Raw genomic sequence first — 26,284 nt, 5'->3', positions numbered from 1 at the left:
ACGCCACTTAAATAAGTTAAGGCGCTAAAGCGATAAAAGCTACATGATGGCCAGTACTGAGCACTGGCGATCTAAGTCAATGCTGCAGTTCTCATCATCATTGGAATAAGTGGACAAATTCCTGACACGGAATACTATAACTGAGGTCACTTAAATGGGATGCATAAGTTATGTAAGTTACGCCACTTAAATAAGTTGAGGTGCTAAAGCGATAAAAGTGGCACTGTTGGAAATATAGATTTAAGTCGATGATTTTTCCTTTAAAAAAAGTACTTAAAGACGGCTTTGTTGCACAAAGCTGTTTGTAAGGTCTGATTCAGCAATATAATTTCCGAATGAAGAAGCCAGCAACTAAAATCTACCGTACAACGAATTGGTCCGCATATAAACTCAGTGCGAGAAACTTTCAGAGCCAAGTGAATGAGATTCATGCTCGTGTGACAGTATTAAATAAATTTACGGATTTAGGCAGACCTCACACCCAAGTTGTCACTTAAGTTTGAGAAGCTTAGGGGAGTTCTACTTTTAAAATCTTTGTGCAACAAAGCCACAGTAAATGTCAACAGACCCTAATTAGTCATAATAATATTTTCATAAATTTGTCATGTAAATTGAATATTTAAAGCGTATTTTTCGACCATCCTAAGATGAGGCGATGCAATGCTTTGGCATAAGAAAAAATTTAATAAAAAATCAATAAGTTTGGCATGCTGTAGTTTGGGCACAGTTATTTTGACGGGCTGCCAAAGTCCTGCTTTAGTTCAATCATCTTCTGCTTCAGTACAACCACTAAAACAGCCCCACCGTGTGGTTTTTTTCTTGGGAGATGGAATGGGTATCACGACACTGACAGCTGCACGAATTTATGCTGTTGGTGAAGATGGCCAACTGCCGATAGATCAACTGCCAGAGTCAGCATTTGTTCGTACTTTCTCAGAAGATGCACAGGTTACAGATAGCGCACCATCGATGGGTGCCTATATGACAGGTGTAAAAATGAAAAATGAAGTGATATCCATGCAGACTGGAACAATTGCAGTAGAACCAAATCAGGCCGGAAATCATCAATGTGGAACCAATCCTCAGAACCAGAATAAGCAAGACACTCAAACTTTACTTGAATTGGCCAAAGCACGAGGTTGGGGTACAGGGGTAGTCACAACAACTCGCATTACGCATGCTACACCAGCATCGACTTATGCCCATATTTGTCATCGTGATGCTGAAAATGACATAGCATCCCAATTAGTACCAAGTTCGCAAGGTGATACCTATCAGCGTTATAACGTCAAATTAAAAGATGGGGTTGATGTGATTCTAGGCGGGGGTAAGCGTCAATTTCTGCCGAAAGATCAAGGGGGAGAACGGATAGACCAACGGAATTTGATCGCAGAAATGCAACAAGCAGGCTATCGAGTGGTCTATGATCAAACTCAACTCTCCCAGATGAAGTTAGGAAAGAATGAAAAATTATTGGGTTTGTTTAATACTAGCCATTTAAATTATGACTTAGATCGAACCAAAAAAAACTTGCCTGAACCTAGCTTAAAGCAAATGACGTTGGCCGCTTTGGACATTCTAACCCAAAATAAAAATGGTTTTTTCCTGATGGTTGAAGGGGGACGTATAGACCATGCTTTACATGACACCAATGCTAAGCGTGCATTACAGGATACAATTGCCCTAAACGAGGCTTTGGATGCAACCATTAAAAAACTTCGACAAAGTGACCCTGAATTAAAAAATACCTTGATTGTGATAACTGCAGATCATGATCACACTCTAATTTTAAATGGCTATGCCAAGCGTACTGGAAAATATGTACAAGGTCAGGAAACCAGTGTACTAGGTTTGGTTAAAAACTATGATCGTGCGGGTTTTGCCAAAGATATTCATGGACAACCTTATCCGATTATTGGTTTTGGTACGGGCAAAAAGCGTCCGACACAAAATCGGATGGATGACCTAGTAATCAATTTGAAAGACAGTGATATCTGTCATCCAGTACAGGGTCCACAACCTAAACAAGGTGAGAAATATAGTTTTACTTATCCTTTGAGTGAAACTGGTTGGTGTACGGGAGCTGCTGCGGATGATTTCCAGCAAGAAGCCGTGATTCAGACAGGTTTTAAAGATAAAGAAACACATGGCGGGGCTGATGTTTTCTTGGAAGCCATAGGGCAGGGAGCAGAGCAATTCTCGGGCAGCTTAGAGAATGTTAAAGTGAACCATCTGATTCGCAAGATCACAGGCTTATAAGTAGAGGGATATCCAATGAATAGTACATTAAAATAACACTAAATATAAAAAAAATGAAAGAATAATTTACTAAGTTATTGTTTTTAAGTTGATCCTTGTTTTATATGGGGGTGATAATAACTTCTGATTACTAGTTTTTACCTTAAATATACCGATTGAAAGATTCATTTAAAGGCTATAAATACATGAGTTTTACAGTTTGGCTAGGTCAGCATGAGTACTTTTCACAAGATTTAAGATCGACCATGAACGTGATTAAGTTATAGGGGATTGATGAAATAGTTTTTATGAATTTCTGGCTTTCTGGGCTGATTTTATCAAATTCATGTCTATGCAAAATTGCGACATATTTCTCGTGCTGGTAGTTATCCAGAGTTTGGTCTGCATCTATCCATAGTGCAGACCTTTTTTTGGTGACAGTTTTTTCTTAGTGATTTTCGATCTGGATGTAGTGATTTCACGTTTGCAGAATATATCTTGGCGGTGATCCATCTAATATTCGTGATTATAAAGAGAGCTAATTCACAGGTTCTACAGATTATGTAGCGACTAACTATATCAAAGTCTATTTGCAGTTGATGGTTGGCGCTTAGTTTATATTTACGCTTAGGTTTCAGTTAAAAAATCAATATTCTGTTGAATCCGTGATTGAATCATCTGTAGGGTAGATTCTCGAATTTGATGGGGATACAGGCGCTGCGCAATTTGACTAAATTGAAGTGCAATTTCACGCATGGTCAAGATGATCTCATCGACTTCTAGAGTAGTCAGATTAGCTTCTGAAGTACCGAGTTTATGTATGTCATTTCGGGAAATATTGAGCGCTTCTCCCATAATGTCCATTTGATGATAACCACCTGGACCCTCGCAGAAGGTCACATCATAGGCTGGAGCCAATTTCCATTGACCATTTTTCTCCATGAGAAATGAAAAGTTCTTAGTATGGTCATCCCGATTATTGAAAAGCACATTAAACACAGCACGTTTAAAAGCATGCAATCTTTCTCGTACATCTTGCGTACACATCAAGGTTGCCCGGAGAAAATTGCGATAGTCTAGGCTACCTGGAACTTTATAGTCTGCTCCTGTATATGCAGCCAAACTCTGCATTGGAATCCGCATACCATTTTGACGATCGAATCGTTTAGAAGCAAAAGCCGTTAAACCATTGGGCAAATTAAAGAAATGGGTATCTGGAGTCTCAATTGCACAAAGTCGCAAACATTCTGCATAGACGGCTTCAATGGCGCAGACTTCAGGATGCTCTTGCTGAGCAGGAAACTTAATCAGCCAGGCTTCATGTTGATCAGAATCTTGAGTCGAAAACTCTAAATTGACAGGATCTCGGTAAACCAACGCTTTTGGTCTGGCACCTTGAGGGGAGCCACCCATGACCAATAAATGCTGTAGAAATTCACCACCTTCACCTTTGAGTACTTCTTGAACTTCCTGGGCCAGTTGTTGTAAAGGGATATTTTCTGAGGTTTGCATGTCAGCAACACAAGGTTCAAAGGAGAGGGCACCCATTGCGTGACTACTAATATAGGTCAGACGCTCCAAAGGTCCAATTCGTGCTGAATTTAAGCCAATTTTTTTGAAATATCGATCCATCAACATCATGCCCCAACCATCTGGTAAAGCGTCATAGACTGGACCTGGGAGTCCCATTTGATGAGTAGGAAAACCTTGTCTGAATGGTAGACCTTTTAAAGGCAGCAAGTAAGAAGAGAGCTCAACACCTTGCTGTATTGCTTCTGGACTATATTCAAAAGCAATGGTGGGTCTACCTGTCGTGGCTGTTGAACTAATCAGCGTTCCCCATAACCATGATTCGCCCCAACCGTTGTAATAAACATTAAGTCTATTGAGCATTATCCCTTCCTCTTAATACGGTGGCGCTTACTTTGACTCTCATAGCGAAGAATGTCATTCACACTGTTAAGCTGAGGTTTAAATAGTTCCTGAAGTTCGTTTAATCGACCCAAGACCATTGCAATACGGACTAAATTTTCAACAGATACATTTCGTCCCGCTTCAAGATTCGAAACTGTATTCACGCCGACACCAGCGCGTGCTGCTACCTCAGCTTGAGACATCTCCAGAAAGAGTCGTTGCTTACGTAAACGCTCACCTAAAAGAGTCACAACTTCTTCTGGTTTAGTGAAATATAAATCCATTAAATTGGGTCTTAAGAATGAATAATTTAATTAAATCACAAAATAATGGAATTAATCTATAGCTATAGTGTGGCTAAGGAGGGCTTTGTTGCACAGCACATCAGAAGGGTAGGTATAGTCCTTGGGTATCGGTTACAGAAAATCATCAGGATGTACTTTGACTGATTGTTGATACGGAGATTTCAGTATTTTCATTTTTCCTAATAGGTCACATTACTTAGAAAGGGTTCTTCGAAAATTAGTTCATACTTTAAAAATCCTATAAATATTGAGGATATTTTCTTAATGCTTTCAATATAGCATGCGGCTATATGTAACTCGAACGGGCTTAATCTGCCTTTCAGTATAAATTTTTTGGTTCTTTGCACTTTAGCGTGAAGATTGTTACGATATGGACTCATCCATGAGATAACCCGCACATGAGCGCTACCAAGAAAGCAGACAAGTAAGCCGCAGCAACCTTCGTTTTCGGTTGTTGCGGCGTTCTCAAGAACCTAGTTGCTCTGCAAGAGCGCCGCCAAATTCTTAACTTAAGGAGATGGCTTCGTGCGCTCAAAAGATTTTTCTTGGCGGTATTCTCTTCCCGCCACGCTATTGCTGTTATCACCATTCGATTTGCTGGCGTCACTGGGCATGGATATGTACCTGCCCGTGGTGCCTTTCATGGCGGATGCACTTGGGTCCGGTGCAGGGACGATCCAGCTGACGTTGACGGCATACCTGGTTTTGCTTGGAGCCGGACAGCTTCTCTTCGGCCCACTGTCGGATCGGCTGGGTCGCCGCCCCGTTTTACTTGGTGGCGGGATTGCCTATATTGCGGCTTCATTCGGCCTCACCGTAGTTTCATCGCCAGAACTTTTTCTGAGCTTCCGCGTTCTTCAGGCCTGCGGCGCTTCGGCATGTCTCGTTTCCACTTTCGCGACGGTACGCGACATCTATTCGGGCCGTGAGGAAAGCAACGTCATCTATGGCTTGCTCGGCTCTATGCTTGCGATGGTTCCTGCGATAGGCCCACTGCTAGGAGCGCTGGTCGACGCGTGGCTCGGATGGCGCGCAATCTTCGGCTTGCTAGGGATGGCAATGATAGGCGCTGTTATCGCAGCCTGGCGACTCTGGCCAGAGACTCGGCGGCACCGGACGGCAGACCTACAGTGGTCGCAGCTATTGACTCCTGTGAAACACCTGAACTTCTGGCTGTACACGCTCTGTTACAGCGCGGGGATGGGCAGCTTTTTCGTCTTTTTCTCGACCGCCCCCTGGCTAATGATGGGGAGGCAAGGGTTATCGCAACTTAGCTTCAGCTTGCTATTTGCTACAGTGGCCATCGCTATGATGGCTACAGCGCGAATCATGGGACGACTGATTCCCCGGTGGGGAAGCCTGAAGACCTTACGAGTGGGAATGGGGTGTCTGATGGCGGGAGCGCTGTTGCTCGCTGTTGGCGAGACATTGGCACCGGTCTCGGTGCTTGGCTTCATCGCCCCGATGTGGCTCGTGGGTGTTGGTATCGCCACTGCGGTATCGGTGGCACCCAATGCCGCTCTTCGAGGTTTCGATCATATCGCTGGGACCGCTACAGCAGTCTACTTCTGTTTGGGTGGACTACTGTTAGGGATTATCGGGACACTCATTATTACGCTTTTATCGACTGGTACCACCTGGCCGATCATCGCTTATTGCCTCATCCTCGCAACAGCAGTGCTTTGTCTGTCCTGCATCAATCCCAACAGACGCCATCTCAGCCAAGAAGAACATGATGCCTTGGCGCTACAAGGCACCGATAGCGCGCAATCGGTCCATGATCATGACTAGCGCTGATGTTTGGAGCCTGTTCTGGAAGGGCTTTTCGCCAGCGTCTCATGGGCTTCTAGATGAACAGACTTTGCTGATCCGTCTTACACACGACGAGGAGCATACGCCAATTTGTAGCCGATGCGATTGCCCTTGTTTCCTGGTACATGACATCAATTGGCGCCGAGTTCGCGAGTCACCAATTATGCAGTATCGCGTCGAGTTGGATGTACCTGTGCGGCGGCTGCGTTGTCCACAATGCGGTCCAACCAGAGAGCGGATCGATTGGCTACCACCGCGCTCCCGTATTACGCAATCATTGCGCAACTGGATTGAGAAATTAGTACAGATGCTGCCCGTCAGTCATGTTGCCAATCTTTTGGGCTTGCATTGGCATACAGTCAAGACTATTGACATGGAGCGGCTCAAACGTGATTTGCACGAGCCAGATCGAAGTCGATTGCGCCGCCTGATGATGGACGAATTCGCCTTGCACAAGGGTCATCGCTACGCCACGGTGGTCGCCTGTGCCGACACCCAGCAAGTGGTGTGGATTGGCGAGGGCCGCTCGCGTGAGGCGATCCGGCCGTTCTTCGAGTGGTTAGGCGATGCCCGGAACCAGATCGAGGCAGTGGCCATGGACATGAACTCAGCCTTCGATCTTGAAGTGAAGGCCCAGTGCCCCAACGCGGTGGTGGTCTACGACCTGTTCCATGTGGTGGCTAAGTATGGCCGCGAAGTGATGGATAGAGTGCGAGTTGATCAGGCCAATCAACTGCGAGATGACAAGGTCGCCCGCAAGGTGATCAAAAGCAGCCGTTGGATACTGTTACGCAATGCTGACAACCTTGAGCCCGAGCAGGCGGTCAAGCTGGACGAACTCCTGGCCGCCAATGCGTTCTTGACTACGGTGTACGTGCTCAAGGACCAACTTAAGACGCTATGGTTTGCGGAAAGCGAGACGACGGCCAGAAGCGCCTGGCGGGAATGGGCCGGCATGGCCCTCGGTAGCGGAATTGATGCTTTGGTACGATTTGCCAAGAAGCTGGAGCCATATATGGAGGGTATCGTTTCCAGTGCCCTCCACCGGCTGAACACCAGCGTGCTGGAGGGCATGAACAACCGGATCAAAGTCATTAAGCGGATGGCCTATGGATACCGCGACACGGACTACTTCTTCCTCAAGATCCGTGCTGCATTTCCCGGCAAAGTGCGATGAACTAATTTTTTGGGCGTGAGAGGGGAGAGGTGTGAGGGCAAGCAATTTATATCGTGGATACTTCTAAATTACTTATGTAATAGAAGGTGGTAAACATGGATTTAGAGGTAATAACACTAAATATAAAAAAATTGGAAGAATAATTTATTAAATTATTGTTTTTATGTGGTTATTGGTGATGTTATGAATAATAATAACTTTTTTCTTGATGAATTTTACCTAAAAAAATTGATCAGATAATTTTCTTTAAATGTCATGCATACATAAATTTGACAGTTTGAAGGGATCGGTATGTGCATTTTTCACAAGGTTAAAGATCGACCATAAATGTGATAAACGGCAGAGGATCATTGAAAAATGAATGGATTTAAACACTACATGTATGCACGAAAAAAAGTATCGCTGCGGTTCTGCTGACAGGCTGTATTGAGCATTGAATGCAAATGATGTAGTAATTGTCTACAGGCTATAGGACCAGCATGAAGAAGAATGAAATGTAGTTGCCAATTTATAACCTTGGTTGAAAAGCATAGCATTGTTATTCGGAGAAGTGAGGTAAGCCATCCTTCTCTTATTCATTTAAAATGATTCTTACTCAACTGATCTCGACTCATGGGCTGGTTCCAATTAGACGGATAATAACTTCCATCCCCTATCTTTTTCTTACCACATTTCTTGCATTTAATCCCTTCTTTGGAGATTTGATTCAGCATCACTGTTGTCGGTTGAATCAAATCAATGACATAGTTCGTTGGTTCAGGAAAAGCAGAAGAGGCTGCTTTATTGCAAAAGAGAACATTCGGATCAAATGGATTGGATTGCACAAAAGCCATGATACAGCCACAGAGTAATTCACCTGCATGTAATCTGTAACATCCATTCAGGTCATCAGACGAAGATTAATCTGAAATTTAAGCACTAAACACCATAAATCTATGTATGGGCAGACTTTTTTGAGACATATGTTGATAAACATGCGGCAAGTTACATTGCTTAAAAGTCTATCTAAGTTAACGATCTATTCAATTCTGGATAAGTAATCTGAATATTACGATCCTAAATTACCCGAAGAGTATTAAGATTTCTAAGAATCGTGATTGTTGGTTTATTTGGGAAATTAATCAGTGGATTGAAGCAAAGATGATGGCTCATTAAGGATTGTGGGCTTCGACTACTTAAATTTTAGGTATTTTGAATAAAGCATATTTCAAAAATCTTAATTAATGGATTTAAATTACCATAAAAACCTTCAATATTGGCTTGAATCCATTGTTGTTGAGAGTCAATGCGAGACCAATCAATACCATAACCACAATGAGCAATCAGATGCTCAAAGAAAATCCGTTGTGTACGTCCATTACCTTCACGGAATGGGTGTATGACATTAAGCTCACAATACAAGTCGGCAAGTTGAGGAATCAGTTGTTGTGGTGCTAAGCCTTGAAAGTATTTTTTTTCTTGAAGCGGTTTGAGTAGTTTATTGGTTTCAATTTCAATACGGGAAAAATTACAAAAACGGGTGTCACCTTTGGAAATATCGATTTGTCTTAACTTTCCTGCCCAGTCGTATAAGTCGCCAAAGAGCTGCGCATGAATTGATTTTAAGTATTGTAAGTCGTAAGGTGGTTCAGCATATTCAATTAAGTTACTTGCCAATCCAGACAGTTCTAGTTCAGCTTGTTCTAAAATTTGTTCATCACGAATATTGAGTTTGTTCTTTAGGATATTTGTGCCAGGGTAACAATACAGGCTGTCACCCATTTCCCCATATTTATCCATACATGCACCTGACTAAGATTCGGGTTGCGAATACTTCTTATATTTTTGCAAGATTTCAGCTTTACTTTGTTGAGTTGTTTGAGCTGTCGTTGTAATGCCTTCAAGCTTTAGGCTGGCTTGATAGTTTTGCGAACGTGTCGCTTGAATATATTTTCTTTTCTGTTCAGTGGTTCTGAGCATTTCGAAACTCCATTGATGCTACACGTGAAGTAAGTATAGCAGAGAATCTTTTTGATCAATGCTGCATACACAGCATTTCTAAAATGTAATACAACGGTATTGTTTCATGTAATAACAGAAAACTAAAAAAAAGTGGAAGAATTCTTAAAATTTAGACCACCCATGATAAGTAAACCATATGTATTTGTTGATAATTGTAATTTTGAGAAAATTTAGTTGATAAATTAAATGAATTTTAATATACAAAGATATGCTCATTTTTTATATCGATAAAAATGTTAAAATTTGACTATTTAGTAAAAAATATAGAGATATTTATGGGGCAATTTATCATGCCCTTTTGCTTTGAGCGACAAAATGTTCAATTTAAGATAGTAAAAATTAACTCAGAACTACTGAAAATCAAAAAGATTAAACAGAGCCAGAAAGTAGTAGTACAAGCAAAGTTCAAAATAATCTATGTGAAAATTTGGCAAAAAATATTGCTATTAATGCAAACGGAGCCAGGCTTACGTGTGCATTCTAATTATGTTGCAATCTTACAGTTGATACATAATCTTGATGATTTTATCGAAAAATCACAACAACACTTGTGCTTTGAAAGAAAAGCTCAGAAAGAACTGGATGCTAAATTTTTTGCAAGATTTTTTAAGCTAACAAAGAATTCAATAAAGGATCAACTTTTACCAAATCGTTCTGATCACAATGAATTTAAACAATGCAACGTGATAAAAATATTAAGCGAAAATGAATATGCCAAACATTGAAACACAAGAGCAATTCTTAGATTTAGCAGAAAAATATCAACAAGATTATTGTCTATTACGTGATGATATTGTAAATACACAATTTGTCGATCTATCAGATGATTTGTATAAAGATGTCTACGCTCTATACAAATTAGCACAACAAATTTATAGCTATATATCAGGCTCCAGACAGATCGGTAAGTATTCTTTTTTAGCTGCTGTGAGTTTTTTTGCATGTCCAGATTCTAGTAATACACAAGAGCTGTCATCGCAACGTTATTTGATTCTACAAGCGAGTTTTTTAACATATCGGCAGTATCAAGAATTTGCAAAAATTGATAAAGCTGAGAATAAGCAAAAACATGTTTGTGACCTATTACGCTATGTCTCACGATATGTGCTGGATTCTAATCATGCTGAATTATTTCATGAATGTAGTAAGCTGCTAAATTGTTATGTCACGTACGAACGTAATTTGAAAAAAGAGGATCGTAATCAACTTTTTAATATTAAAGATTTCGAACAAGTACAAGTCATAGAGTATTTATCGGCTCTATTAATAATTTTTAAAAGACTAGATGATCGTCGTGTAGTTCATCGTCAGCGTAAGTCAAAAAAAAGCAAAGTTTTGCAATGGCCGACGAAAAATGAACTCAAAAAATTTCGTGAAATTAAAACGGGTAAGCAAGTAGATATTGGACATAACGCAAAGATTAGTATTTATGATGCCGCTCTTCACAAAGATGAAGAGGGTGAAGTTGATCTATTAGATCCTGAAATGGAGTTTTATTCAGAAGATGAAAAGTCTAAAAATTTAAATTATATACTCAGCGATAATGCGACGCATCTAATGCGGCATCGCCAGCGCCGTCATGCTCCTTTTGTTACAAATCCACATTATTTGGCGCCAGATATACTGAAGCAAATTGTTTATGTGTTGAGAACCGAGTTATCCGGGCACTGGAGGGATGCTGCAATCGCTGCAGCATGTTTATTGTCACTTTTGACGGGATTATCACCCGTCGCACTGATGGATTTTAACGAGCTTATTCAAGATGGAATTTTGATCCAGAATGGTTCAAGTAGACGTCGCGAATATTTACTCAAATTAAATCTTAAAATTACAGAGCAGAAGATTAAGAGCTTAAATCATGTGCGGTGGAATGAAGTGATGACACATCAACTACATTTACCTTCTGCTTGGTTTGACTATATAGAACAAGCATCGAATCCACTAATTTCATCAACACACATTAATACGAAACTTAAGAATTGGCTTGATAATCGGTTTGTAGGTTCGATCACTGTAGAAAAACTGCAGGCTCAATTATATTTTCATATATATTATGAAACATATAATGAATATCTTGCTCATGTAATTGCTGGGCGGGATAGTCAGCATCACATGCCTGGTATCTATTATGGCGGGCTACCGAAAACTCAACTCAGTAGCACATATCTAGCCTTTTTAGAAAAAGCACTTACACCACATTCCACACATTTTACTGAAGACACGGCTGAACTAAAAATATTGCAACAACAATTCAAAGTGCAATCTGCATTATCTATAGGAAGGATAGGGAGCCAACTGGCACTTGAACCCAATTTTGTGAAAGAGCAATTCCATATTTTACATAGACATTGTCACGAAAACATCCAAGAAGATAAGCACATTATTAATCAACTTAATGCATATGCGTGTTGGATGTGGCATATCAGTTTGTTGAGTTTGGCAAGTCGGCCTAAAAAAAACCTGTTGGGGAATTTGGATGATTATTGTGTTGAGCTCAAGCTTTTATATGTGAATGATAAAAAAAATAGTAAAGCAAGAAAAGATGGTCGTTTTATCCCTTTATCTGATTTTTTCATAAAAACACTGCAAAATTACACTGCCTTTTTAGAACAAATTATTGAAGCGTACGGTTCATTTTTTAGACAAGTCTTTGCAAAGAAGAAGATAACTGTAAATGATCTTTTTGGTAAGGTCATTTTTAGTAAAGATATCTTGCCGATAACTGTCAAAGAATGGCAGAGCAGGAAAATTAAGTTAATCCCTTTATCGAGAAAATGGGTGAATTCATATATGCAAGGAGTCTTTCCAAAGAATATGTATTCGAATTGGTTACGTCATTTTGACATGAACTTTTTGATGCATGAGCAGCAAGAGGGTAAACCAGCATTAGCTTTTCACTTAATTCAGGCCCTGTATGGTCATGACCAACGTGACCGAGAGGCTTTTCATCCGCATTCTTCACTTATCCCGAATGTCTATGTACAGCAAGCCCGCCAGCAATTGCAAGATAATGTCAAATCTTTATCGATTAAACACTTAGAGCGAAAATAGTTGTATGCAAAAAATCAAAGAACTAATAAAACCACAACTAGATGATCTATTTGTTGATATTCATAAAATGGTGAAAAAGTCGCTAGATAGACAGCCTTCTCCACCTGAAGTATTGACGAAAGAAATGCAGCAAAAACTTGATCAGCAGATCGCTGAAAAATGGCATGACATTAAAGATAGTGTTGATTGTTTGAGTCAAAAGTTGAGCCGAGACGAACAATCAAAACTGATGCAATTTACTGAAGATGAATTTAATAAAAGAAGGAAGCAATTCAACCAGAATGTAGATAAAAAATCATACAGAATTAAGCTAAATCCACATACTAAACGGATCGTACTGCCTAGAAAAATTGAGAGTACAGAGTCACGGTTAGAACAGGGGCATCTACATATCCATGTACTTAAGGAATTAAGGCAGTATTGGCAAGATTCATTTGAATATTGGAATGAACCAAAGTACTTATGGGGAAATTTATGCTTAAGTTTTATATATATTTCAGGCTGTGCAGATGAACAGCATTTGATTGCTATTCAGAAGCAATTGCAGGAGGCCATTGAGCTTGGTACAGATCTGAATTGTTTTCGGTTATACCATTCGGACTACAAAAAAATCACTAATCCATTGTTACTACATTATCGTGTTGAAAACTCTCAATATGGCAACGATGTAGAACAGGGAAAGTTGTACCAATGGAAACATGTTTTTTTTAACCCATATGCGCAGTTCATTTTGCAATATTTAAAAAAGTTGAAAGCTGCTCAGAAAGAATTTTGTCTGCAACATTCAGTTGAAGATTGTATTTTAGAAAGCTTGAGTAAGATAGGCAGGAAAAAAAGTCTTGGGGATCTGCAATATCAAATTAAACGCCGTGGATTTCGTGCATTTAATGATGTGCAAATGGTACTCGAATTTAATCCAAACCTCAGCATAGATATATTTTTGAGTAATGTGCTTCAGCAAGAGATTAATACTGTTGCTTTAAGGCCATCCGAATTTAGATTGCTGTGGAATAATGATTACAATCAAGTCACAGAACCAGATAATCGCCCTATTCATTTTGAACAAGAGCAGTTACTTCCTGAAGTTCCGACTGTTCAAAGCAAATTACAAACGATTCCGTATGAGTTGATGTTGTTTGGTCAAAAGAAACGTAAAGGTCAAAAAGTTGAGCGTTTAGATAAAAAGAGGAATAAAGAAGAACGCACGCTACGTTTTTGGCAAGAAACTAGAAGGGTGTTAGAGGAGAAGATAGTTGATGCTAATACGGAGGAAAAGTCTTTAATTGATGCTCAACTACGCTTAATTCACTGGTTAATGCATTTAAAAAAACGAGGGCTTCAATTATCAACTATTGAAAGCTACTTAGGATCGTTTGGCAAAGAATTTATATTTGAGATTTGGCTCAATAAATTAGATTTAAAGCAACAATCCATAGATGACTATGAGGATTTATATCGGCAGCTATTGAAATACAGCAGTGAACGTGATGAAAAAGCAGTTCAACGAGATTCGGTGAAAGGAAAAACCTCTCGTAAGATGCACCAAAGCGCAGAATACCGTTTTGGTCGCCTAAAAGATTTTCATCAATTCTGTATAGAGAATTATGATGCTCCAGGGGTATTGGTGTTACAGAATTCAAGTTTTAAGCATTTACAAATTTGCAATGCACGGCTAGTGAGTCCTTTGCTATTTGGCAAATTATTGGAAAAACTAGAAAATTTAAGTCAAGAGCCAACGGCATCAGAGTGGGTCGATCATCTGAGTTGTTTAAAGCTGATGTATTTACTAAGTTATAGAACTGGACTTCGATTAAATGAAGTTCGTTGTCTTAAAATACAAGATATTATTTGCCCAGAGCTACTTTATAAAGAAAAAGAAAATACAGTTTTTAATAATATCACGCTTCATATCCAAGACAATTCATATCGCCGTCTGAAAACGCGAAGTGCGAATCGTCAAATACCATTGAAAATTGCATTGTCAGAACATGAGTTTTTAGTAGTACAACGTTACATACAACATCGTTATGAGCAATATTTGGTTAATCAGCAGGATGATCTACTTTTTAGTGTGAATCATCGTGTATTAACTGATCAATGTATCAGCAAAATTACAGTAGATTTGTTTAGTCAAATATTAGGTATGCATCATGGCTTTAGTTTTCATACATTACGCCACAGTGCTGCTAACTATCTAGCAATAACTTTGCTCGGTTCAAAAGAAATGATCAAGACCTACACAGATTGTCCTTGGGTAAAAGCAAAAAAGATGAGGGATTTATTGTTTGGTATGAAAGCACGTGCTCAAGAAGAGATTATTCAACATAAATGGCAGGTGCTCGCCTCTTGGATGGGGCATAGCAGTATTGAGCAAACGGCTTCAAATTACCTTCATGTTTTGGATTTATTAGCAGTCGATCGAATTTATAATTCGCCGTGTATCATTTCAAAAAAAGTATTAGAACAGTGTTTTAGTCCAGTGAAGTCAAGTACAGACTACATAAACCTAAATCGTTATACTCAGCAGCAGAAATGGTTTAATTCTTATCAGCAAACACAGCCAGTTACGATGGCTGGCCGACAAGAAAAGAAGTTTAGTATAGAGAAGAGTACTCTGACACCTTTTCAACGTTTGATAAGTTTTAGAGAAGGTCGATTAAGCGAAGATACCCAAGCTCAAGAATGGATGCAACGATGTCAATGGATGAGCACTAAATGGATGGATCGCCAAAAATTTAATTTAAAAACGAATTATGTTTATAGTAAGAATTTAGAAGAGAGTTGGTTTGATGAACTTTACGAAAAGGCTAAAAAACTGACTCGTCCAGATGAAATAATTCCTCTCCTTGATTTTCATTATAAAGATGATAGGCAGCAAGATGCACTGAAAGAAAAGAACATGGTTAAGGCGCTTAAAATATTATTATTATTTGGAAAACTGCGTAAGAATTTTCTACATTTTCAATGCCGAATGAAAGGTGATGAGCAACAAATTGTTAATTTTATTACTGGTATAGAGCCAATGTTAGGAGATCATCTGTATTTAGAAAAACAAAACTACCCAGTTAATTTGGATGCTCCTGAGCGAACCGTTAAATTTAGTTTTCAAAGAGTTGTCGGCTCTAACAAAAAAAATGTTACTCCGCTGGTTATATTTAATTTAATGTTAAAAATGATGCAAAAAGATGAACTCTGGATCAAATAGCCTAAGCATGTTAAAGGGGAATTGTTTAGAAATTTCCCTGTTTATAAGTAAACTGCCTTTATGAAAAGCACCATGCTGACTTGGATTAATAAGCGGAATGTAGTATCACAGTTTGATCGCTGGATTTACGAAAATGGTGTGAAGATTAGCGGTATGGTAAATCGATGAGCTAAAGTGTTGTAGTCCAAACTCGATCTGACAATTACCCATTTTTTAGTGTGCCCGTCAGGTTAAATTTGAACTGAATTTTTCTCAGCCCAAATTCATTTCCAATCAAGTTATGTTTCAAGTGGCGTGCGAACACTGCACAATTTAATTCACGGTGCCTAAGACAGGTATCAACTTCGGACCAGCCATTCTAGCTTTGCTAATGATTTCCACCAGCTCATCATAAGTCAGTTCAAACTTATCCTCACTATCAAATACATAGACCATATTCTTGCCTTCATGTTCAGGTGGAGTAGGTGGTACAAATCGTTTCGGGATAAGAATTTGTGCGAGTTGTTCGTCAGTTAATTTAAATAAGTGCATGTTTTTATCCTACTGTTCCTTAAAATGTATTCAAACATACTCAAGGACTAATTCGCACTCTGTTAATGTCTTGTTGCCAAGCGTGTAACTAGAGCCTGAGTCGGTCAGTTCCGACTTGTAGCGGTCAGTCCGTTCTTGCAATATACGCTTTACAGTTTTGTAAGGCGTATAACGACTTATCTCATTGTCGTTTAATCTTGCAAGCACGTTTCTCGCAGCATTCCAATCAGCTTGCACAACTTCCCCATTGAAACGGTGAAAACGATCTCCCTTACGTGTACCTATTAAAAGGCCATGCAAGAAAGAATCACTTTGCGAAGTATATGCAGAATTGACTAGATGCACCGTAGAACCTCTACGGTGAGATATAGAAGTTAGGGCATTAGCTAACAAACCTTTAGCCCATGTATTTAAGCGTCTATTGGTGTTTTTGCCATAGTTGCGTTTACTTTGAATTGGGGATGTTAAATCTTCCGCAACAATCACTTTGGCTTTATCAACCAACTTGTGAGTTGCTGTAAATATTAATGTTTTGAGCTTTGCTTTTTGAGTATCTTGTCGCTTATCTAGTTTTTTTCGACCTAGATTATTTAACTCAATTTTCTGTTTCTTGTGCGGTTTGGCTTTAGAAATCGCTCTGAGCTTATTTCTACGTTTGTACTTTTGATTTAGGTAGTCTGATTCACTTGAGATCAATTTACCTAAACCATTGCCATATACTTCACCATCAGAATCCACAAAGGCTTCTGAATAACCTTTATCAACACCTACGGTTTCCTGACCACAATCCTGTGTTTCAACTGCATCATAAGTTGAGTGAACTTCAACATTACCGTTTTTTAGAATGATTCTAAGTGTGCCTTGTGGCGCAAAATCAACAGTGGTGTTTAGTGGAATTTTAATGGTTTGTCGAGGGACTAGACTCGGCACTTTAAGCCAACATTGACCATTTAACTCAAAAGTTTTACACATATCCGCACGAACAATAATTTGATTATGTGTGTGATTAACACCATGCTTAAAGTGATTACGCATTTGACGATGGAGGAAATTATCAGTCATCCATTCATCTTTTTTAAGCAAGGTGTATAGTCTTTTTTGTTCATTATTACAGGAGGTGCGTTTTCGGATCGCCTGCTTTACTTTGTCTTTTGATGCTTCTCGATAGGCTTTAATATCACCTATGCAATCACGTAGCGTTTCTTTCCACGCATTTGCAGAAACACCAAAGTCACGACTTTCTTTCATCCACGCATCACGAATAGCTCTGTCACTGATATTCAAACCTGAAATAGCACCATATTTAGCCCACACCTCGCTACGAATACGACCAAGTAAAACAGCTTGTTTCTCAAGCTGTTTGTACTTTTGCACATTCAAGTTTTTACAATGGTGGATGCGTGTTAATTTCACAAAGTCATGCCTAGGTTAAGGGATTGGATAATCAATAGATATGGATGCTAATATACCAAGACACTCACCTAAAATACAAAAGATAATCATTTAAATCTCTAATAAATACCCACCTTGCCACTACTGAATCGACATAGACAAAATGAGAACTTATGCAAATATTTGTCTATATTTTTAGTTATAGTTAATTACTCTCGTAAAACAGCTGACGAAGTCCGAGATAGAATCATTGCGTCAAAACAAACGTGATGCTTATGCACTTATGATGAAAATGAATTAATTATTATTTAATTAAGTTAAAAGACTGCTATATAGCGGTCTTTTTTGTTTTTGAGCTCTACAAATTTTAATGAGTACATATAGTTACTTTTATAAAAATGATAATAAAGGGTAGAGGAGGTCATCTAAGAATTTAAAGCACAAGACTTATTTAACATTGATGACAGAAAAAGTGAGTTGTTGGGAACTTAAAGAAGAGGTGGTACTTATAATGGTTACTAAAATACAAATACTTAAAATATTAAATATATAAAACAATATATTACAAATATATATGATGCGTAGTGTACGCATCATACATAAAGCGTTCTATTTTGATATAATTGATCCAATCAACCCATTGTTAGGTTTCATTTAAATTCCATGAGTCTTACTGAAATTAAAGTTCGCCAAGCTCATTGTAAGGAAAAAACCAGTTTTTTATCCGATGAAGATGGGCTTAGCCTGAAGATTGAGCCGAGTGGAAGAAAATCTTGGTGCTATCGCTATACAGATCCACAAACTAAAAAACGTCGACGCATTCAGTTAGGTCGTTATCCTGATTTATCGCTGAAAAAGGCACGACAAGTCAGAGATGACTTTAAAGACAATGATTTCTGTTTTGAACAAGATACTGCCTCTAATGTCATCACCTTTGGTAAGGTCGGGGAGGAGTGGTTACAGTTCAAACTGAAAAATGCCTTCAACGATCTACCCCGCTGTGGTGTACTACAGTTAGCAGAAAGATGCTTACAGCAAGATATTTATCCAGACCTTCAGGATCTACCTTTTCAAAACATCAAGCGTTATGACCTGGTTTCAGTAATCAAAAAAATAGAGGGACGCCAAGTAAAAGAACCTGTCAAGAAAGCTTGTAGTTATTTGAACCAAATTTATGACTACGCTGTAGCGATGGGTTATTGTGAATTCAACATCGCGCATGGTTTAAATAAAATCGCCATTAACAGTAAAATCAAGAAAAATTATCCGTATTTGAAAGCGGAGGATATATCTGATTTTAAGTATAAATTACAAAAATTGGATGCCCATCCGATTATTAAAAAAGCACTGCTGTTCAAATTACATACTGGCGTGCGAGGGGCTGAATTGTTATTGGCTGAGCCTCATCATTTTGATTTAAATGAAAAAGTCTGGAAAATACCTGCCTTGCATATTAAACAGTTTCGACGAAAAGTCATATTAGGCCATGAGATTCCCGACTTCTTAGTTCCACTTTCAGATCAGGCTTTAGATATTTTAAAAGACGTCATGCAATGGTCATACGGTGAAAAGTACATTTTTGCTAGCCCACGGAAACATAATCAACCGATTCATTTTAATACATTAAATATGGCTATACGTAAGATGGGCTATGGAAAACATCAATTATCCTCTCATGGACTACGTTCCACTTTTAGTACCATTTTGAATGACTCAGGTTTGTTCCAGGATAACTGGATTGAGGCACAACTTTCACATATTGATAAGAACCGTACCCGTGCCAGCTATAATCACGCTGACTATTTAGCCCAGCGGACTGAAATGATGCAGTGGTGGGGTGATTATTTAAGTACTGCTAAGTGAAAATCGTACTTTTATACATAGACTTAAAACATTATGGGGTTTCAAATGGATAGTAAACAATATACTTGCCGTGTTACATGGTCAGCAGAATATAATGAGTATGTTGGGTTGTTCGAACCACAAGCACTAGCCATTTGTTGTAATTCAGCTTTAAGCGCCCTTAATTCTTTCATGCGTTTATTCACTAGTGCAAGTTGCTGATCAATTAATGCATTAACGCTAGAGCAGCTTTCTTCTGGCTTATTTTTTAATTCGATAAGACGTTTAATATCATTGAGTGATATATCTAGGCTGCGACAATGCTTTACGAATTCCAATTGTTTAAGTGCTTTGCTATCATACAGCCTGAAATTACCTTCTGAACGATTTGGATTTAACAGTAATCCTTCTCTTTCATAATATCTAATCGTTTGTATTGAACAGCCCGATTTTTTTGACAATTCGCCTATTTTCATCAATTTCCCCCAGACATTTGACTCTATAGTTACTATAGAGTCTATAGTATAAGTATGCAACGAAAAGGATATATAAAAAATGACTGAGAAATATTTAAACAATACGAATATCGTTAATTTTGAACACAAAGATATCCAATCCTTGATCGATCAACGTAGGTGGAAAAACTTGGATAACTTCAACAAAATTGGTGCCGCTTATCAGTTTGTAAAAGATGAGATTTTCTTTGGTTATAATGAAAGCGATGATATTGCAGCAAGCGATGTGCTAGCAGATGGTTATGGACAATGTAATACTAAGGGTAATCTGTTAATGGCACTATTGCGTGGACTAGGCATTCAATGCCGATTTCATGGGTTTACCATAGACCAGCAACTACAAAAAGGTGCTATCCCAAGCTATGTATTTTGGTTAGCACCTAAATACATCATTCATAGTTGGGTAGAAGTTTACTTTGAAGGGCGTTGGATAAACTTAGAGGGCTTTATATTGGATGAGCAATACTTAAGCTCTCTACAGGAGAAATTTGACCAAGTAAAAGATGATTTTTGTGGTTATGGTGTTGCAACAAAGTGCTTTTCATCACCAGATACAGATTGGCGTGGAGAAAATACCTATATTCAAAAAGAAGGTATTCATGATGACTTTGGGCTTTATGATTCCCCTGATGAGTTCTATCTCGAAAAAGGGACTAACTTGTCGGGGTTCAAACGCTGGATATATCAACGCTTGATACGTCACTTGATTAATATGAATGTATCAAAACTAAGAAATAGAAAAGTACTAGAGGTACAAAATGCACAACCATAATCATAGTCATCAACATGGTAAAGATGACCGTATTGGTTGGGCATTTTTCCTTAATGTGACATTCACTATTATCGAATTTATAGGTGGTTGGCTCACTAACAGTACGGCGATAATGGCAGATGCAGTTCACGATCTTGGTGATAGTCTTTCAATAGGTTTTGCGTGGATTTTAAGTCGTTTTTCAGATAAAGAAGCATCAGATAAGTTTAGTTATGGTTATCGTAGACTTACTCTCTTTGGCGCATTGATAAACAGTATTGTTTTAATCATTGGCTCAATTTGGATTTTATTTGAAGCAATTCCAAAGCTGTCCAATCCTGAAATGCCTGTAGTCGAGGGGATGTTAGGGCTAGCGATACTCGGCGTTGCCGTTAACGGATATGCTGTATTAAAATTAAAAGCGGGTGAAACATTAAATGAGAAAGTGCTGACATGGCACCTTCTTGAAGATGTACTTGGATGGGTTGCCGTTCTTATAGTCTCTATCGTACTGTTGTTCGCTGAACTGCCGATATTAGATCCCCTTTTATCAATAGGGTTCACGCTGTTCATCTTGTTTAATGTTTTCAAAAACCTGAAATCAACACTCGTTTTATTTCTTCAAGCTGCACCCGATAAAGAGACTCAAAAGCGTATTAAACTATCACTAATGGAATTTCCTGAAGTTAATGGTATCCACCACATGCACTTTTGGTCACTAGATGGTGAAAGTCACGTTTTAACAGCGCACCTTGAGCTGAGTGACAACTTTGACGTTAAAGAATTAATTAGGCTTAAACAAGAAGTTGCAGCTAAATTATCTTCCTATCATTTATCGCATACAACGATAGAGTTTGAGTTTTTAAATGAAAATTGTCGGGATGAAGCGCAGTAAGCTTTATCAATAAAATGTTGGGCATACAATATTAAAAGCAGCTTAATTAGGCATAACCTAGTAATTAAGCTGCTTTTTTTGATTTTAAATTTCGTCGGATTGCTGTTTGCTACTCTCAGAGCCATGCGCCCATTGATATAAAATAGGCAATACAAACAAAGTTAAAATTGTAGAAGATACAATACCGCCGATAACAACTGTTGCTAGTGGTCGTTGTACTTCTGCACCAATTCCAGTGTTTAACGCCATTGGAATAAAACCTAAACTTGCGACCAGTGCCGTCATTAAAATAGGTCTTAAACGAATGATGTGCTGAGTTTCCATCATTGTCTTGGCTTGATGCGGATCAGTCTAAAGCATTCTCAGGAATAGAGGAGCTCGTTGCTGATGTTGTCGCTGATATGATTAGCAATAATGAAAAAGTTCCTACACCACTCTCCGGGAAAATATAGTAGGCAGTTTGTTGTCCTTGTTCTCAGTGGTTCAACAAAAACTAGCCCTCGAAGCCGCAGAACGTGGCGTGGACATAAATTGTTTAGTATCAGTAAAAAGAGCGATGTAATTTTAGTACGAGTGAGTGATAGAGCAGGAACCTATGCTTCATATATTCAGTAAATGGTATGTTTTTGAATTAATAGGTATTTTTAAATAAAGCTTTCTTTGATTTAGTGCTTTTTATTTAATAAATTAATTTTAAAAACAACTTAGGCTAATTGATAAACACTATCTGGAAAGATTAAAAGAAAATATTTTTTAATTTCTGCTAATTCATTTAAGGCAGGTTCCCTTTCAAGCAGTTGAAATGTCCAAATAAGTACAGCCTGATGATTATCATAGCAAGTATTTACTCCAAGAAAATTAGCCATTCCATAACTTCTATTGATGTTCATTTCTTTAATTAATTGATTTCCTAAGTCACGAGCTTGCTGGCTGATCAATAACTCATTTGGTAACACGGCGGTCATCTCCACAAAATAATCTAATGCAGGTTCAATCCTTATATTTAAAAAGTTATAATTTAGTTGAAATGGATAAAATATACTTTCTATAAGTTGTAATAGCCTGCTGTAGGTTAATTTTAGCAAAGTATTACTCAGTCAACAACTTCAAATAACCCACAGCAAGTTATTTTTTGTAAATTAATTTAAATATGATTACTTGTAAGTTATCTAGCCTCATGGGCGATAGAAAAATTTTAAAATTAAGTGAAGTGGTGCATGCAACAGGTATCAATCGCAACACGCTCACAAGTATGTATTATGACCGTGCTGTACGTATTGAATTACCAGTCGCCGATAAGTTGTGTAAGTACTTTAACTGTACGATGAATGATTTGTTTGAGTTTAAGGAAGAAGTTGAAGAAAAAGATTAACTTAATACTTCGTTTGATAAGTTTTTCGAAGAAAAAGACTAGCCAATACTTAGTTTGATAAGTTTTTCTCTGCAGATCTAATATTGAATTTTATAAAATATCATTACAAACAGAGGTGGTTCCACTTGTTTGAACAACTAAAAGCGTATTTATAAGTGATATTCCGCTCTAGTTAAGCCACCTTGTTTTGTTGGGGTAGCTGATCATAGTAAAACTCATTTGGTGTCATTTTGTCTAGACTCGAATGAGGTCGTTTCAGATTATAAAACTCAAAATATGCACTCAATTGCTTTTTCGCATCTGTGACACTGCTATAAGCTTTGAGATACACCTCTTCATATTTAACGCTCCGCCATAATCGTTCAACCATCACATTATCTACCCATCGACCTTTACCATCCATACTGATTTGAATGCCATTTGATTTCAATACATCAATAAATGCATCACTGGTGAACTGACTGCCTTGGTCTGTATTCAATATTTCAGGTGATCCATATTTTTCAATCGCTTCATTTAAAGCCGAAATACAAAAATCCACCTCCATACTAATCGATACCCTATGCGCAAGTACCTTGCGGCTATGCCAATCAATCACAGCACATAAATAAACAAAGCCTTTTGCCATAGGGATATACGTTATATCAGTAGACCACACTTGATTACTGCGCTGAATAGCCAATCCTTTGAGCAGATATGGATATTTACGGTGAGCTTGATTAGCCTGGCTTAAATTTGGTTTGCAATATAACGCCTGAATACCCATTTTCTTCATTAAAGTACGTGTATGACGTCGTCCTATATGATGCCCTTGACGATTCAACAAATCACGCATCATACGACTGCCTGCAAAAGGATATTGCATATGTAATTCATCAATACATCGCATCAGCTTCAGATCTGATGAGCTAACAGGTTTTGGGCGATAATAATAACAACCACGAGAGACTTTCAGTAACTTAGCTTGTTTAGATACTGAAATCTGAAGTGAGTGATCGATTAACTTTTGTGGTTGAAGCGGCCCAGTTTCTTCAACACACCTTCTAAAAAATCAATTTCTAATGCCTGCTCACCGATTTTTGCATGTAACTTTTTAAGATCAATGGGAGGTTCTGATGGAGCTTTTGATTGATCGAAAGCTTGTGAGGAAGCTGAGATCAATTGATTTTTCCAGTCAATAATTTGGTTTTGATGAACATCAAACTCAGAACTCAATTCAGCAAGTGTTTTTTCTGCTTTGATCGCAGCAAGTGCTACCTTAGCCTTAAAGTCGTTTGAATGATTTCTTCTTGGTCTACGTGCCATAAAATACTCCATATATTGATGTTTATAACATCATTTGAGGAGCAGAGTATCACTTATAGGAGTTGTTCAAATTTCCGGATCCATCTCTAAGTGAGGAGGAAATGACTCTTACTATTCAGATGTTGTTTCAAGCTTTTTTTGATTGATAGAGTTTTATGTATTAAACTCTATATTGAAAGTAAATATATTGTAAAAATAGTATGTTATTTACTAATTGATTAAATTATTTACACTTATTCTGTATAATGCTCTATGAATTCATTACTTATTTTTTTAAATTAAAAATCATATGCAAAGCTTAAATGATGAAGAGTGTCGCCAAGTTGAAAGTGTAAAACAGCTTTTACAAAAAAATTTTAAAGATAAGCTTTATGCTATTTATTTATATGGTTCGTATGTTGATGGTGGTTTAAAACATAAAAGTGATCTTGATATTTTAGTTATTATTGAACGTGAAATTACCGATCAGGAAAGAAAACAATTAGCGCAGAATTTTCTAAATATATCTGTTCCGATTGGTCATGCTACAGCGCGTGCCTTAGAAATTACGATATTAGAAAAAGGGAGTATTACCAATAAAAATCATCCATATACATATCAGCTACAATATGGCGAGTGGTTGAGAGAAGAATTACTCAAAGGTGAATTACTTTATAGTCAATCTGATCCAGATATTAGTATTTTACTTAAAACTGCCCAATTACATAACATTACTATCTTTGGACCTGATATTTGCGATTGGTTAAATCCAATTAGCTATGAACAATTAATATTTGCCATGCAAAAAACTTATCCACAAATTATTGCTCATTGGAAAGACGATCAGGATGAATGTAATCAAATTTTAGCGCTATGCCGTATAGCTTATACATTAGATCATAAAACAATAGTTGCCAAGGATGTTGCTGCGACATGGTTTTTAGAATTCTTAAGTCAGATAGATCAAGACATTTTGCAACTCATAATAGATGAATATATTGGGCAAGGTCATGAGCAATGTTGGTTAGTTTTACATGATCAGCTTGCTAAAATTGTTAAAGAATTACAGCATAAAATTGAACCACTACTTTTTAACTGATGTGGAAGTAATGGATATGCTTCTTAGATTATTACCTCACTATATCTCTAAATACCGAAGAGACTTGATATTGCAAAGGGGGGCGTGGTTGGAGTTGCATGAAGATTTTAAATAAAAGCGGAGGAACTAGGGTAAAAGTTGCCAAAAAGTTTCTTCTGAAATGACTTTTATATTATGACGTTTAAGCAAAGCGGAGGTAACTCCATTGCCATAGATCTTATTCCCATTAAATTGACCATCGTAAATCATTGAACTACCACATGAAGGGCTATTTTCTTTAAGCACTACCAGAGTAGCTTTTAATAATTGAACTTTTTTTAAAGTTCTATATGCCCCTTCAATATAGATTGAAGTCACATCCTTTCCTGATTTTTCAATTACACAGGCTTTTCCATCTAAGACATCATCGCCATTACCTCCCGAAATCTCGGCAGGTTCGCGTGGTGTTGATAAACCGCCAAGAATCTCTGGACATACCATAGTAGCTTTTCCATCTTTGACTAATTTTTCGATTTTTTCGTTTAAGCTATGCGTCCCGTTATAACGTACCTTTAAGCCAGCCAGACAAGAACTTACTAAAATCATATTTCCTCTATGAAAAAGATATGTATCGATTTGCTATTTAGCCAGTACCTATTATTTTTTAAAATTAATAGGTTAGTGCTATGGATAAAACAAGAATTTAAATATGATCAATGCAAAGTGAGTTATTTTTTTTCTAACCCACAAAGCTTATAGATTAGTTTGATCCTTTTTGTTTAGAAAATTTATCAATTCAAAGGCCGGCATTTTCAGCGTGACATCATTCTGTGGGCCGTACGCTGGTACTGCAAATACGGCATCAGTTACCGTGAGCTGCAGGAGATGCTGGCTGAACGCGGAGTGAATGTCGATCACTCC

Annotated in this window: 23 protein-coding genes and 4 pseudogenes; 15 read left to right on the top strand and 12 right to left on the bottom strand. The window is 38.0% G+C overall.

Going from position 1 to position 26,284, the window contains the following annotated elements; genetic code table 11:
* Positions 1-386: 386 nt before the first annotated feature.
* Both FTT94_RS13625 and FTT94_RS13620 read left to right on the top strand, forming a co-directional pair.
* Positions 387-497 (top strand): annotated as a pseudogene (locus FTT94_RS13625) (IS5/IS1182 family transposase); the annotation flags it as partial.
* Positions 498-660: 163 nt separating this feature from the next.
* The gene (locus tag FTT94_RS13620) at positions 661-2,259 is read left to right on the top strand and encodes an alkaline phosphatase (RefSeq protein WP_000964377.1); all 1,599 of its coding nucleotides are present in this window, start codon (positions 661-663) and stop codon (positions 2,257-2,259) included.
* A 606-nt stretch (positions 2,260-2,865) separates the two neighbouring features.
* Here FTT94_RS13620 and FTT94_RS13615 read toward each other — a convergent pair.
* Both FTT94_RS13615 and FTT94_RS13610 read right to left on the bottom strand, forming a co-directional pair.
* Positions 2,866-4,131 carry a type II toxin-antitoxin system HipA family toxin gene (locus FTT94_RS13615; RefSeq protein ID WP_000934717.1) on the bottom strand — a complete coding sequence of 422 codons (1,266 nt, stop codon included), beginning with the start codon at positions 4,129-4,131 and terminating at the stop codon, positions 2,866-2,868.
* Positions 4,131-4,436 carry a helix-turn-helix domain-containing protein gene (locus FTT94_RS13610; RefSeq protein ID WP_000366814.1) on the bottom strand — a complete coding sequence of 102 codons (306 nt, stop codon included), beginning with the start codon at positions 4,434-4,436 and terminating at the stop codon, positions 4,131-4,133. The genes FTT94_RS13615 and FTT94_RS13610 overlap by 1 nt, the downstream gene beginning before the upstream one ends.
* A 546-nt stretch (positions 4,437-4,982) precedes the next feature.
* On the opposite strand from FTT94_RS13610, the gene cml reads away from it, so the two are divergent.
* Both cml and FTT94_RS13600 read left to right on the top strand, forming a co-directional pair.
* Positions 4,983-6,248, top strand: coding sequence for a CmlA/FloR family chloramphenicol efflux MFS transporter (gene cml, locus FTT94_RS13605; RefSeq protein ID WP_020753574.1), 1,266 nt, complete (start codon positions 4,983-4,985; stop codon positions 6,246-6,248).
* On the top strand, positions 6,241-7,446 hold the full coding sequence (locus FTT94_RS13600) for an ISL3 family transposase (RefSeq protein ID WP_020753573.1): 1,206 nt from the start codon (positions 6,241-6,243) through the stop codon (positions 7,444-7,446). Before cml ends, FTT94_RS13600 begins: the two co-directional genes overlap by 8 nt.
* A 575-nt stretch (positions 7,447-8,021) precedes the next feature.
* Here FTT94_RS13600 and FTT94_RS13595 read toward each other — a convergent pair.
* From FTT94_RS13595 to FTT94_RS13585, 3 genes are all read right to left on the bottom strand, one after another.
* Positions 8,022-8,279, bottom strand: coding sequence for a hypothetical protein (locus FTT94_RS13595; protein ID WP_004726728.1), 258 nt, complete (start codon positions 8,277-8,279; stop codon positions 8,022-8,024).
* 349 nt (positions 8,280-8,628) lie between these two features.
* Complete coding sequence (locus tag FTT94_RS13590) at positions 8,629-9,225, bottom strand: putative adenosine monophosphate-protein transferase Fic (RefSeq protein ID WP_179990952.1); 597 nt, start codon at positions 9,223-9,225, stop codon at positions 8,629-8,631.
* A 12-nt stretch (positions 9,226-9,237) separates the two neighbouring features.
* Complete coding sequence (locus tag FTT94_RS13585; protein ID WP_000946583.1) at positions 9,238-9,405, bottom strand: YhfG family protein; 168 nt, start codon at positions 9,403-9,405, stop codon at positions 9,238-9,240.
* 317 nt (positions 9,406-9,722) lie between these two features.
* Here FTT94_RS13585 and FTT94_RS13580 point away from each other — a divergent pair, with 317 nt between their 5' ends.
* From FTT94_RS13580 to FTT94_RS16925, 4 genes are read left to right on the top strand one after another with little or no spacing between them, the layout of a single operon-like run.
* Positions 9,723-10,172: a hypothetical protein gene (locus FTT94_RS13580; protein ID WP_127800793.1), complete on the top strand. Its 450-nt coding sequence runs from the start codon at positions 9,723-9,725 to the stop codon at positions 10,170-10,172.
* Entirely contained in the window at positions 10,159-12,498 is a 2,340-nt protein-coding gene (locus tag FTT94_RS13575) for a hypothetical protein (protein WP_127800787.1), read from the top strand. Before FTT94_RS13580 ends, FTT94_RS13575 begins: the two co-directional genes overlap by 14 nt.
* A gap of 4 nt (positions 12,499-12,502) precedes the next feature.
* Positions 12,503-15,703 (top strand): site-specific integrase, encoded by a 3,201-nt coding sequence (locus FTT94_RS13570; RefSeq protein WP_127800785.1) that lies wholly within the window; start codon positions 12,503-12,505, stop codon positions 15,701-15,703.
* Positions 15,704-15,763: 60 nt separating this feature from the next.
* Positions 15,764-15,871 (top strand): hypothetical protein, encoded by a 108-nt coding sequence (locus tag FTT94_RS16925; protein WP_372551473.1) that lies wholly within the window; start codon positions 15,764-15,766, stop codon positions 15,869-15,871.
* 144 nt (positions 15,872-16,015) lie between these two features.
* On the opposite strand, the gene FTT94_RS13565 is transcribed toward FTT94_RS16925, so the two are convergent.
* Both FTT94_RS13565 and FTT94_RS13560 read right to left on the bottom strand, forming a co-directional pair.
* Positions 16,016-16,234: a hypothetical protein gene (locus FTT94_RS13565; protein ID WP_000550047.1), complete on the bottom strand. Its 219-nt coding sequence runs from the start codon at positions 16,232-16,234 to the stop codon at positions 16,016-16,018.
* A 30-nt stretch (positions 16,235-16,264) separates the two neighbouring features.
* The gene (locus FTT94_RS13560; protein ID WP_168370265.1) at positions 16,265-17,647 is read right to left on the bottom strand and encodes an IS200/IS605 family accessory protein TnpB-related protein; all 1,383 of its coding nucleotides are present in this window, start codon (positions 17,645-17,647) and stop codon (positions 16,265-16,267) included.
* A 642-nt stretch (positions 17,648-18,289) separates the two neighbouring features.
* On the opposite strand from FTT94_RS13560, the gene FTT94_RS13555 reads away from it, so the two are divergent.
* Positions 18,290-19,489, top strand: coding sequence for an integrase arm-type DNA-binding domain-containing protein (locus FTT94_RS13555; protein ID WP_005245164.1), 1,200 nt, complete (start codon positions 18,290-18,292; stop codon positions 19,487-19,489).
* Positions 19,490-19,530: 41 nt separating this feature from the next.
* Here FTT94_RS13555 and FTT94_RS13550 read toward each other — a convergent pair whose 3' ends face one another.
* Complete coding sequence (locus tag FTT94_RS13550; RefSeq protein WP_005245163.1) at positions 19,531-19,944, bottom strand: Cd(II)/Pb(II)-responsive transcriptional regulator; 414 nt, start codon at positions 19,942-19,944, stop codon at positions 19,531-19,533.
* 79 nt (positions 19,945-20,023) lie between these two features.
* Between FTT94_RS13550 and FTT94_RS13545 the strand changes: the two genes are divergently transcribed.
* On the top strand, positions 20,024-20,755 hold the full coding sequence (locus tag FTT94_RS13545; protein ID WP_005245162.1) for a transglutaminase family protein: 732 nt from the start codon (positions 20,024-20,026) through the stop codon (positions 20,753-20,755).
* Positions 20,742-21,629 (top strand): cation diffusion facilitator family transporter, encoded by an 888-nt coding sequence (locus tag FTT94_RS13540; protein ID WP_127800877.1) that lies wholly within the window; start codon positions 20,742-20,744, stop codon positions 21,627-21,629. Before FTT94_RS13545 ends, FTT94_RS13540 begins: the two co-directional genes overlap by 14 nt.
* An 84-nt stretch (positions 21,630-21,713) precedes the next feature.
* On the opposite strand, the pseudogene FTT94_RS13535 reads toward FTT94_RS13540, so the two are convergent.
* A pseudogene (locus FTT94_RS13535) lies at positions 21,714-21,938 on the bottom strand (efflux RND transporter permease subunit); the annotation flags it as partial.
* On the opposite strand from FTT94_RS13535, the pseudogene FTT94_RS13530 reads away from it, so the two are divergent.
* Positions 21,938-22,081 (top strand): annotated as a pseudogene (locus tag FTT94_RS13530) (antitoxin HicB); the annotation flags it as partial. The pseudogenes FTT94_RS13535 and FTT94_RS13530 sit on opposite strands and share 1 nt — an antisense overlap.
* 252 nt (positions 22,082-22,333) lie before the next feature.
* Here the strand turns inward: FTT94_RS13530 and FTT94_RS13525 are convergent.
* Entirely contained in the window at positions 22,334-22,585 is a 252-nt protein-coding gene (locus FTT94_RS13525; protein ID WP_004658363.1) for a hypothetical protein, read from the bottom strand.
* Between the two features lie 194 nt (positions 22,586-22,779).
* Between FTT94_RS13525 and FTT94_RS13520 the strand changes: the two genes are divergently transcribed.
* Complete coding sequence (locus FTT94_RS13520) at positions 22,780-23,001, top strand: helix-turn-helix transcriptional regulator (RefSeq protein ID WP_004658364.1); 222 nt, start codon at positions 22,780-22,782, stop codon at positions 22,999-23,001.
* Positions 23,002-23,173: 172 nt separating this feature from the next.
* Here FTT94_RS13520 and FTT94_RS13515 read toward each other — a convergent pair.
* A protein-coding gene (locus FTT94_RS13515; RefSeq protein WP_099046175.1) for an IS3-like element ISAba14 family transposase occupies positions 23,174-24,318 on the bottom strand; the annotation gives its coding sequence in 2 pieces (ribosomal slippage) (positions 23,174-24,054 and positions 24,054-24,318; 1,146 coding nt in all).
* A gap of 277 nt (positions 24,319-24,595) precedes the next feature.
* Between FTT94_RS13515 and FTT94_RS13510 the strand changes: the two genes are divergently transcribed.
* Positions 24,596-25,384, top strand: a complete 789-nt coding sequence (locus tag FTT94_RS13510) for an aminoglycoside adenylyltransferase domain-containing protein (RefSeq protein WP_038350081.1) — start codon at positions 24,596-24,598, stop codon at positions 25,382-25,384.
* Between the two features lie 126 nt (positions 25,385-25,510).
* Here the strand turns inward: FTT94_RS13510 and FTT94_RS13505 are convergent, their stop codons facing one another.
* Positions 25,511-25,969, bottom strand: coding sequence for a DUF523 domain-containing protein (locus tag FTT94_RS13505; RefSeq protein ID WP_077170035.1), 459 nt, complete (start codon positions 25,967-25,969; stop codon positions 25,511-25,513).
* A 180-nt stretch (positions 25,970-26,149) separates the two neighbouring features.
* On the opposite strand from FTT94_RS13505, the pseudogene FTT94_RS13500 reads away from it, so the two are divergent.
* A pseudogene (locus FTT94_RS13500) lies at positions 26,150-26,284 on the top strand (IS6 family transposase); the annotation flags it as partial.

It is taken from the genome of Acinetobacter sp. YH12027 (assembly GCF_013420085.1).
Classification (GTDB): domain Bacteria; phylum Pseudomonadota; class Gammaproteobacteria; order Pseudomonadales; family Moraxellaceae; genus Acinetobacter; species Acinetobacter amyesii.
This window is presented reverse-complemented; position numbering and strand designations above follow the sequence as displayed.

What these genes read in the sequence shown, in the direction of transcription:
- FTT94_RS13620 (WP_000964377.1), top strand. Translation starts at nt 661, where the DNA reads ATGCTTTGGCATAAGAAAAAATTTAATAAAAAATCAATAAGTTTGGCA.
- FTT94_RS13615 (WP_000934717.1), bottom strand. Translation starts at nt 4,131, where the DNA reads ATGCTCAATAGACTTAATGTTTATTACAACGGTTGGGGCGAATCATGG.
- FTT94_RS13610 (WP_000366814.1), bottom strand. Translation starts at nt 4,436, where the DNA reads ATGGATTTATATTTCACTAAACCAGAAGAAGTTGTGACTCTTTTAGGT.
- FTT94_RS13600 (WP_020753573.1), top strand. Translation starts at nt 6,241, where the DNA reads ATGACTAGCGCTGATGTTTGGAGCCTGTTCTGGAAGGGCTTTTCGCCA.
- FTT94_RS13595 (WP_004726728.1), bottom strand. Translation starts at nt 8,279, where the DNA reads ATGGCTTTTGTGCAATCCAATCCATTTGATCCGAATGTTCTCTTTTGC.
- FTT94_RS13590 (WP_179990952.1), bottom strand. Translation starts at nt 9,225, where the DNA reads ATGGATAAATATGGGGAAATGGGTGACAGCCTGTATTGTTACCCTGGC.
- FTT94_RS13585 (WP_000946583.1), bottom strand. Translation starts at nt 9,405, where the DNA reads ATGCTCAGAACCACTGAACAGAAAAGAAAATATATTCAAGCGACACGT.
- FTT94_RS13580 (WP_127800793.1), top strand. Translation starts at nt 9,723, where the DNA reads ATGGGGCAATTTATCATGCCCTTTTGCTTTGAGCGACAAAATGTTCAA.
- FTT94_RS13575 (WP_127800787.1), top strand. Translation starts at nt 10,159, where the DNA reads ATGCCAAACATTGAAACACAAGAGCAATTCTTAGATTTAGCAGAAAAA.
- FTT94_RS13570 (WP_127800785.1), top strand. Translation starts at nt 12,503, where the DNA reads ATGCAAAAAATCAAAGAACTAATAAAACCACAACTAGATGATCTATTT.
- FTT94_RS16925 (WP_372551473.1), top strand. Translation starts at nt 15,764, where the DNA reads ATGAAAAGCACCATGCTGACTTGGATTAATAAGCGGAATGTAGTATCA.
- FTT94_RS13565 (WP_000550047.1), bottom strand. Translation starts at nt 16,234, where the DNA reads ATGCACTTATTTAAATTAACTGACGAACAACTCGCACAAATTCTTATC.
- FTT94_RS13555 (WP_005245164.1), top strand. Translation starts at nt 18,290, where the DNA reads ATGAGTCTTACTGAAATTAAAGTTCGCCAAGCTCATTGTAAGGAAAAA.
- FTT94_RS13550 (WP_005245163.1), bottom strand. Translation starts at nt 19,944, where the DNA reads ATGAAAATAGGCGAATTGTCAAAAAAATCGGGCTGTTCAATACAAACG.
- FTT94_RS13545 (WP_005245162.1), top strand. Translation starts at nt 20,024, where the DNA reads ATGACTGAGAAATATTTAAACAATACGAATATCGTTAATTTTGAACAC.
- FTT94_RS13540 (WP_127800877.1), top strand. Translation starts at nt 20,742, where the DNA reads ATGCACAACCATAATCATAGTCATCAACATGGTAAAGATGACCGTATT.
- FTT94_RS13520 (WP_004658364.1), top strand. Translation starts at nt 22,780, where the DNA reads ATGATTACTTGTAAGTTATCTAGCCTCATGGGCGATAGAAAAATTTTA.
- FTT94_RS13510 (WP_038350081.1), top strand. Translation starts at nt 24,596, where the DNA reads ATGCAAAGCTTAAATGATGAAGAGTGTCGCCAAGTTGAAAGTGTAAAA.
- FTT94_RS13505 (WP_077170035.1), bottom strand. Translation starts at nt 25,969, where the DNA reads ATGATTTTAGTAAGTTCTTGTCTGGCTGGCTTAAAGGTACGTTATAAC.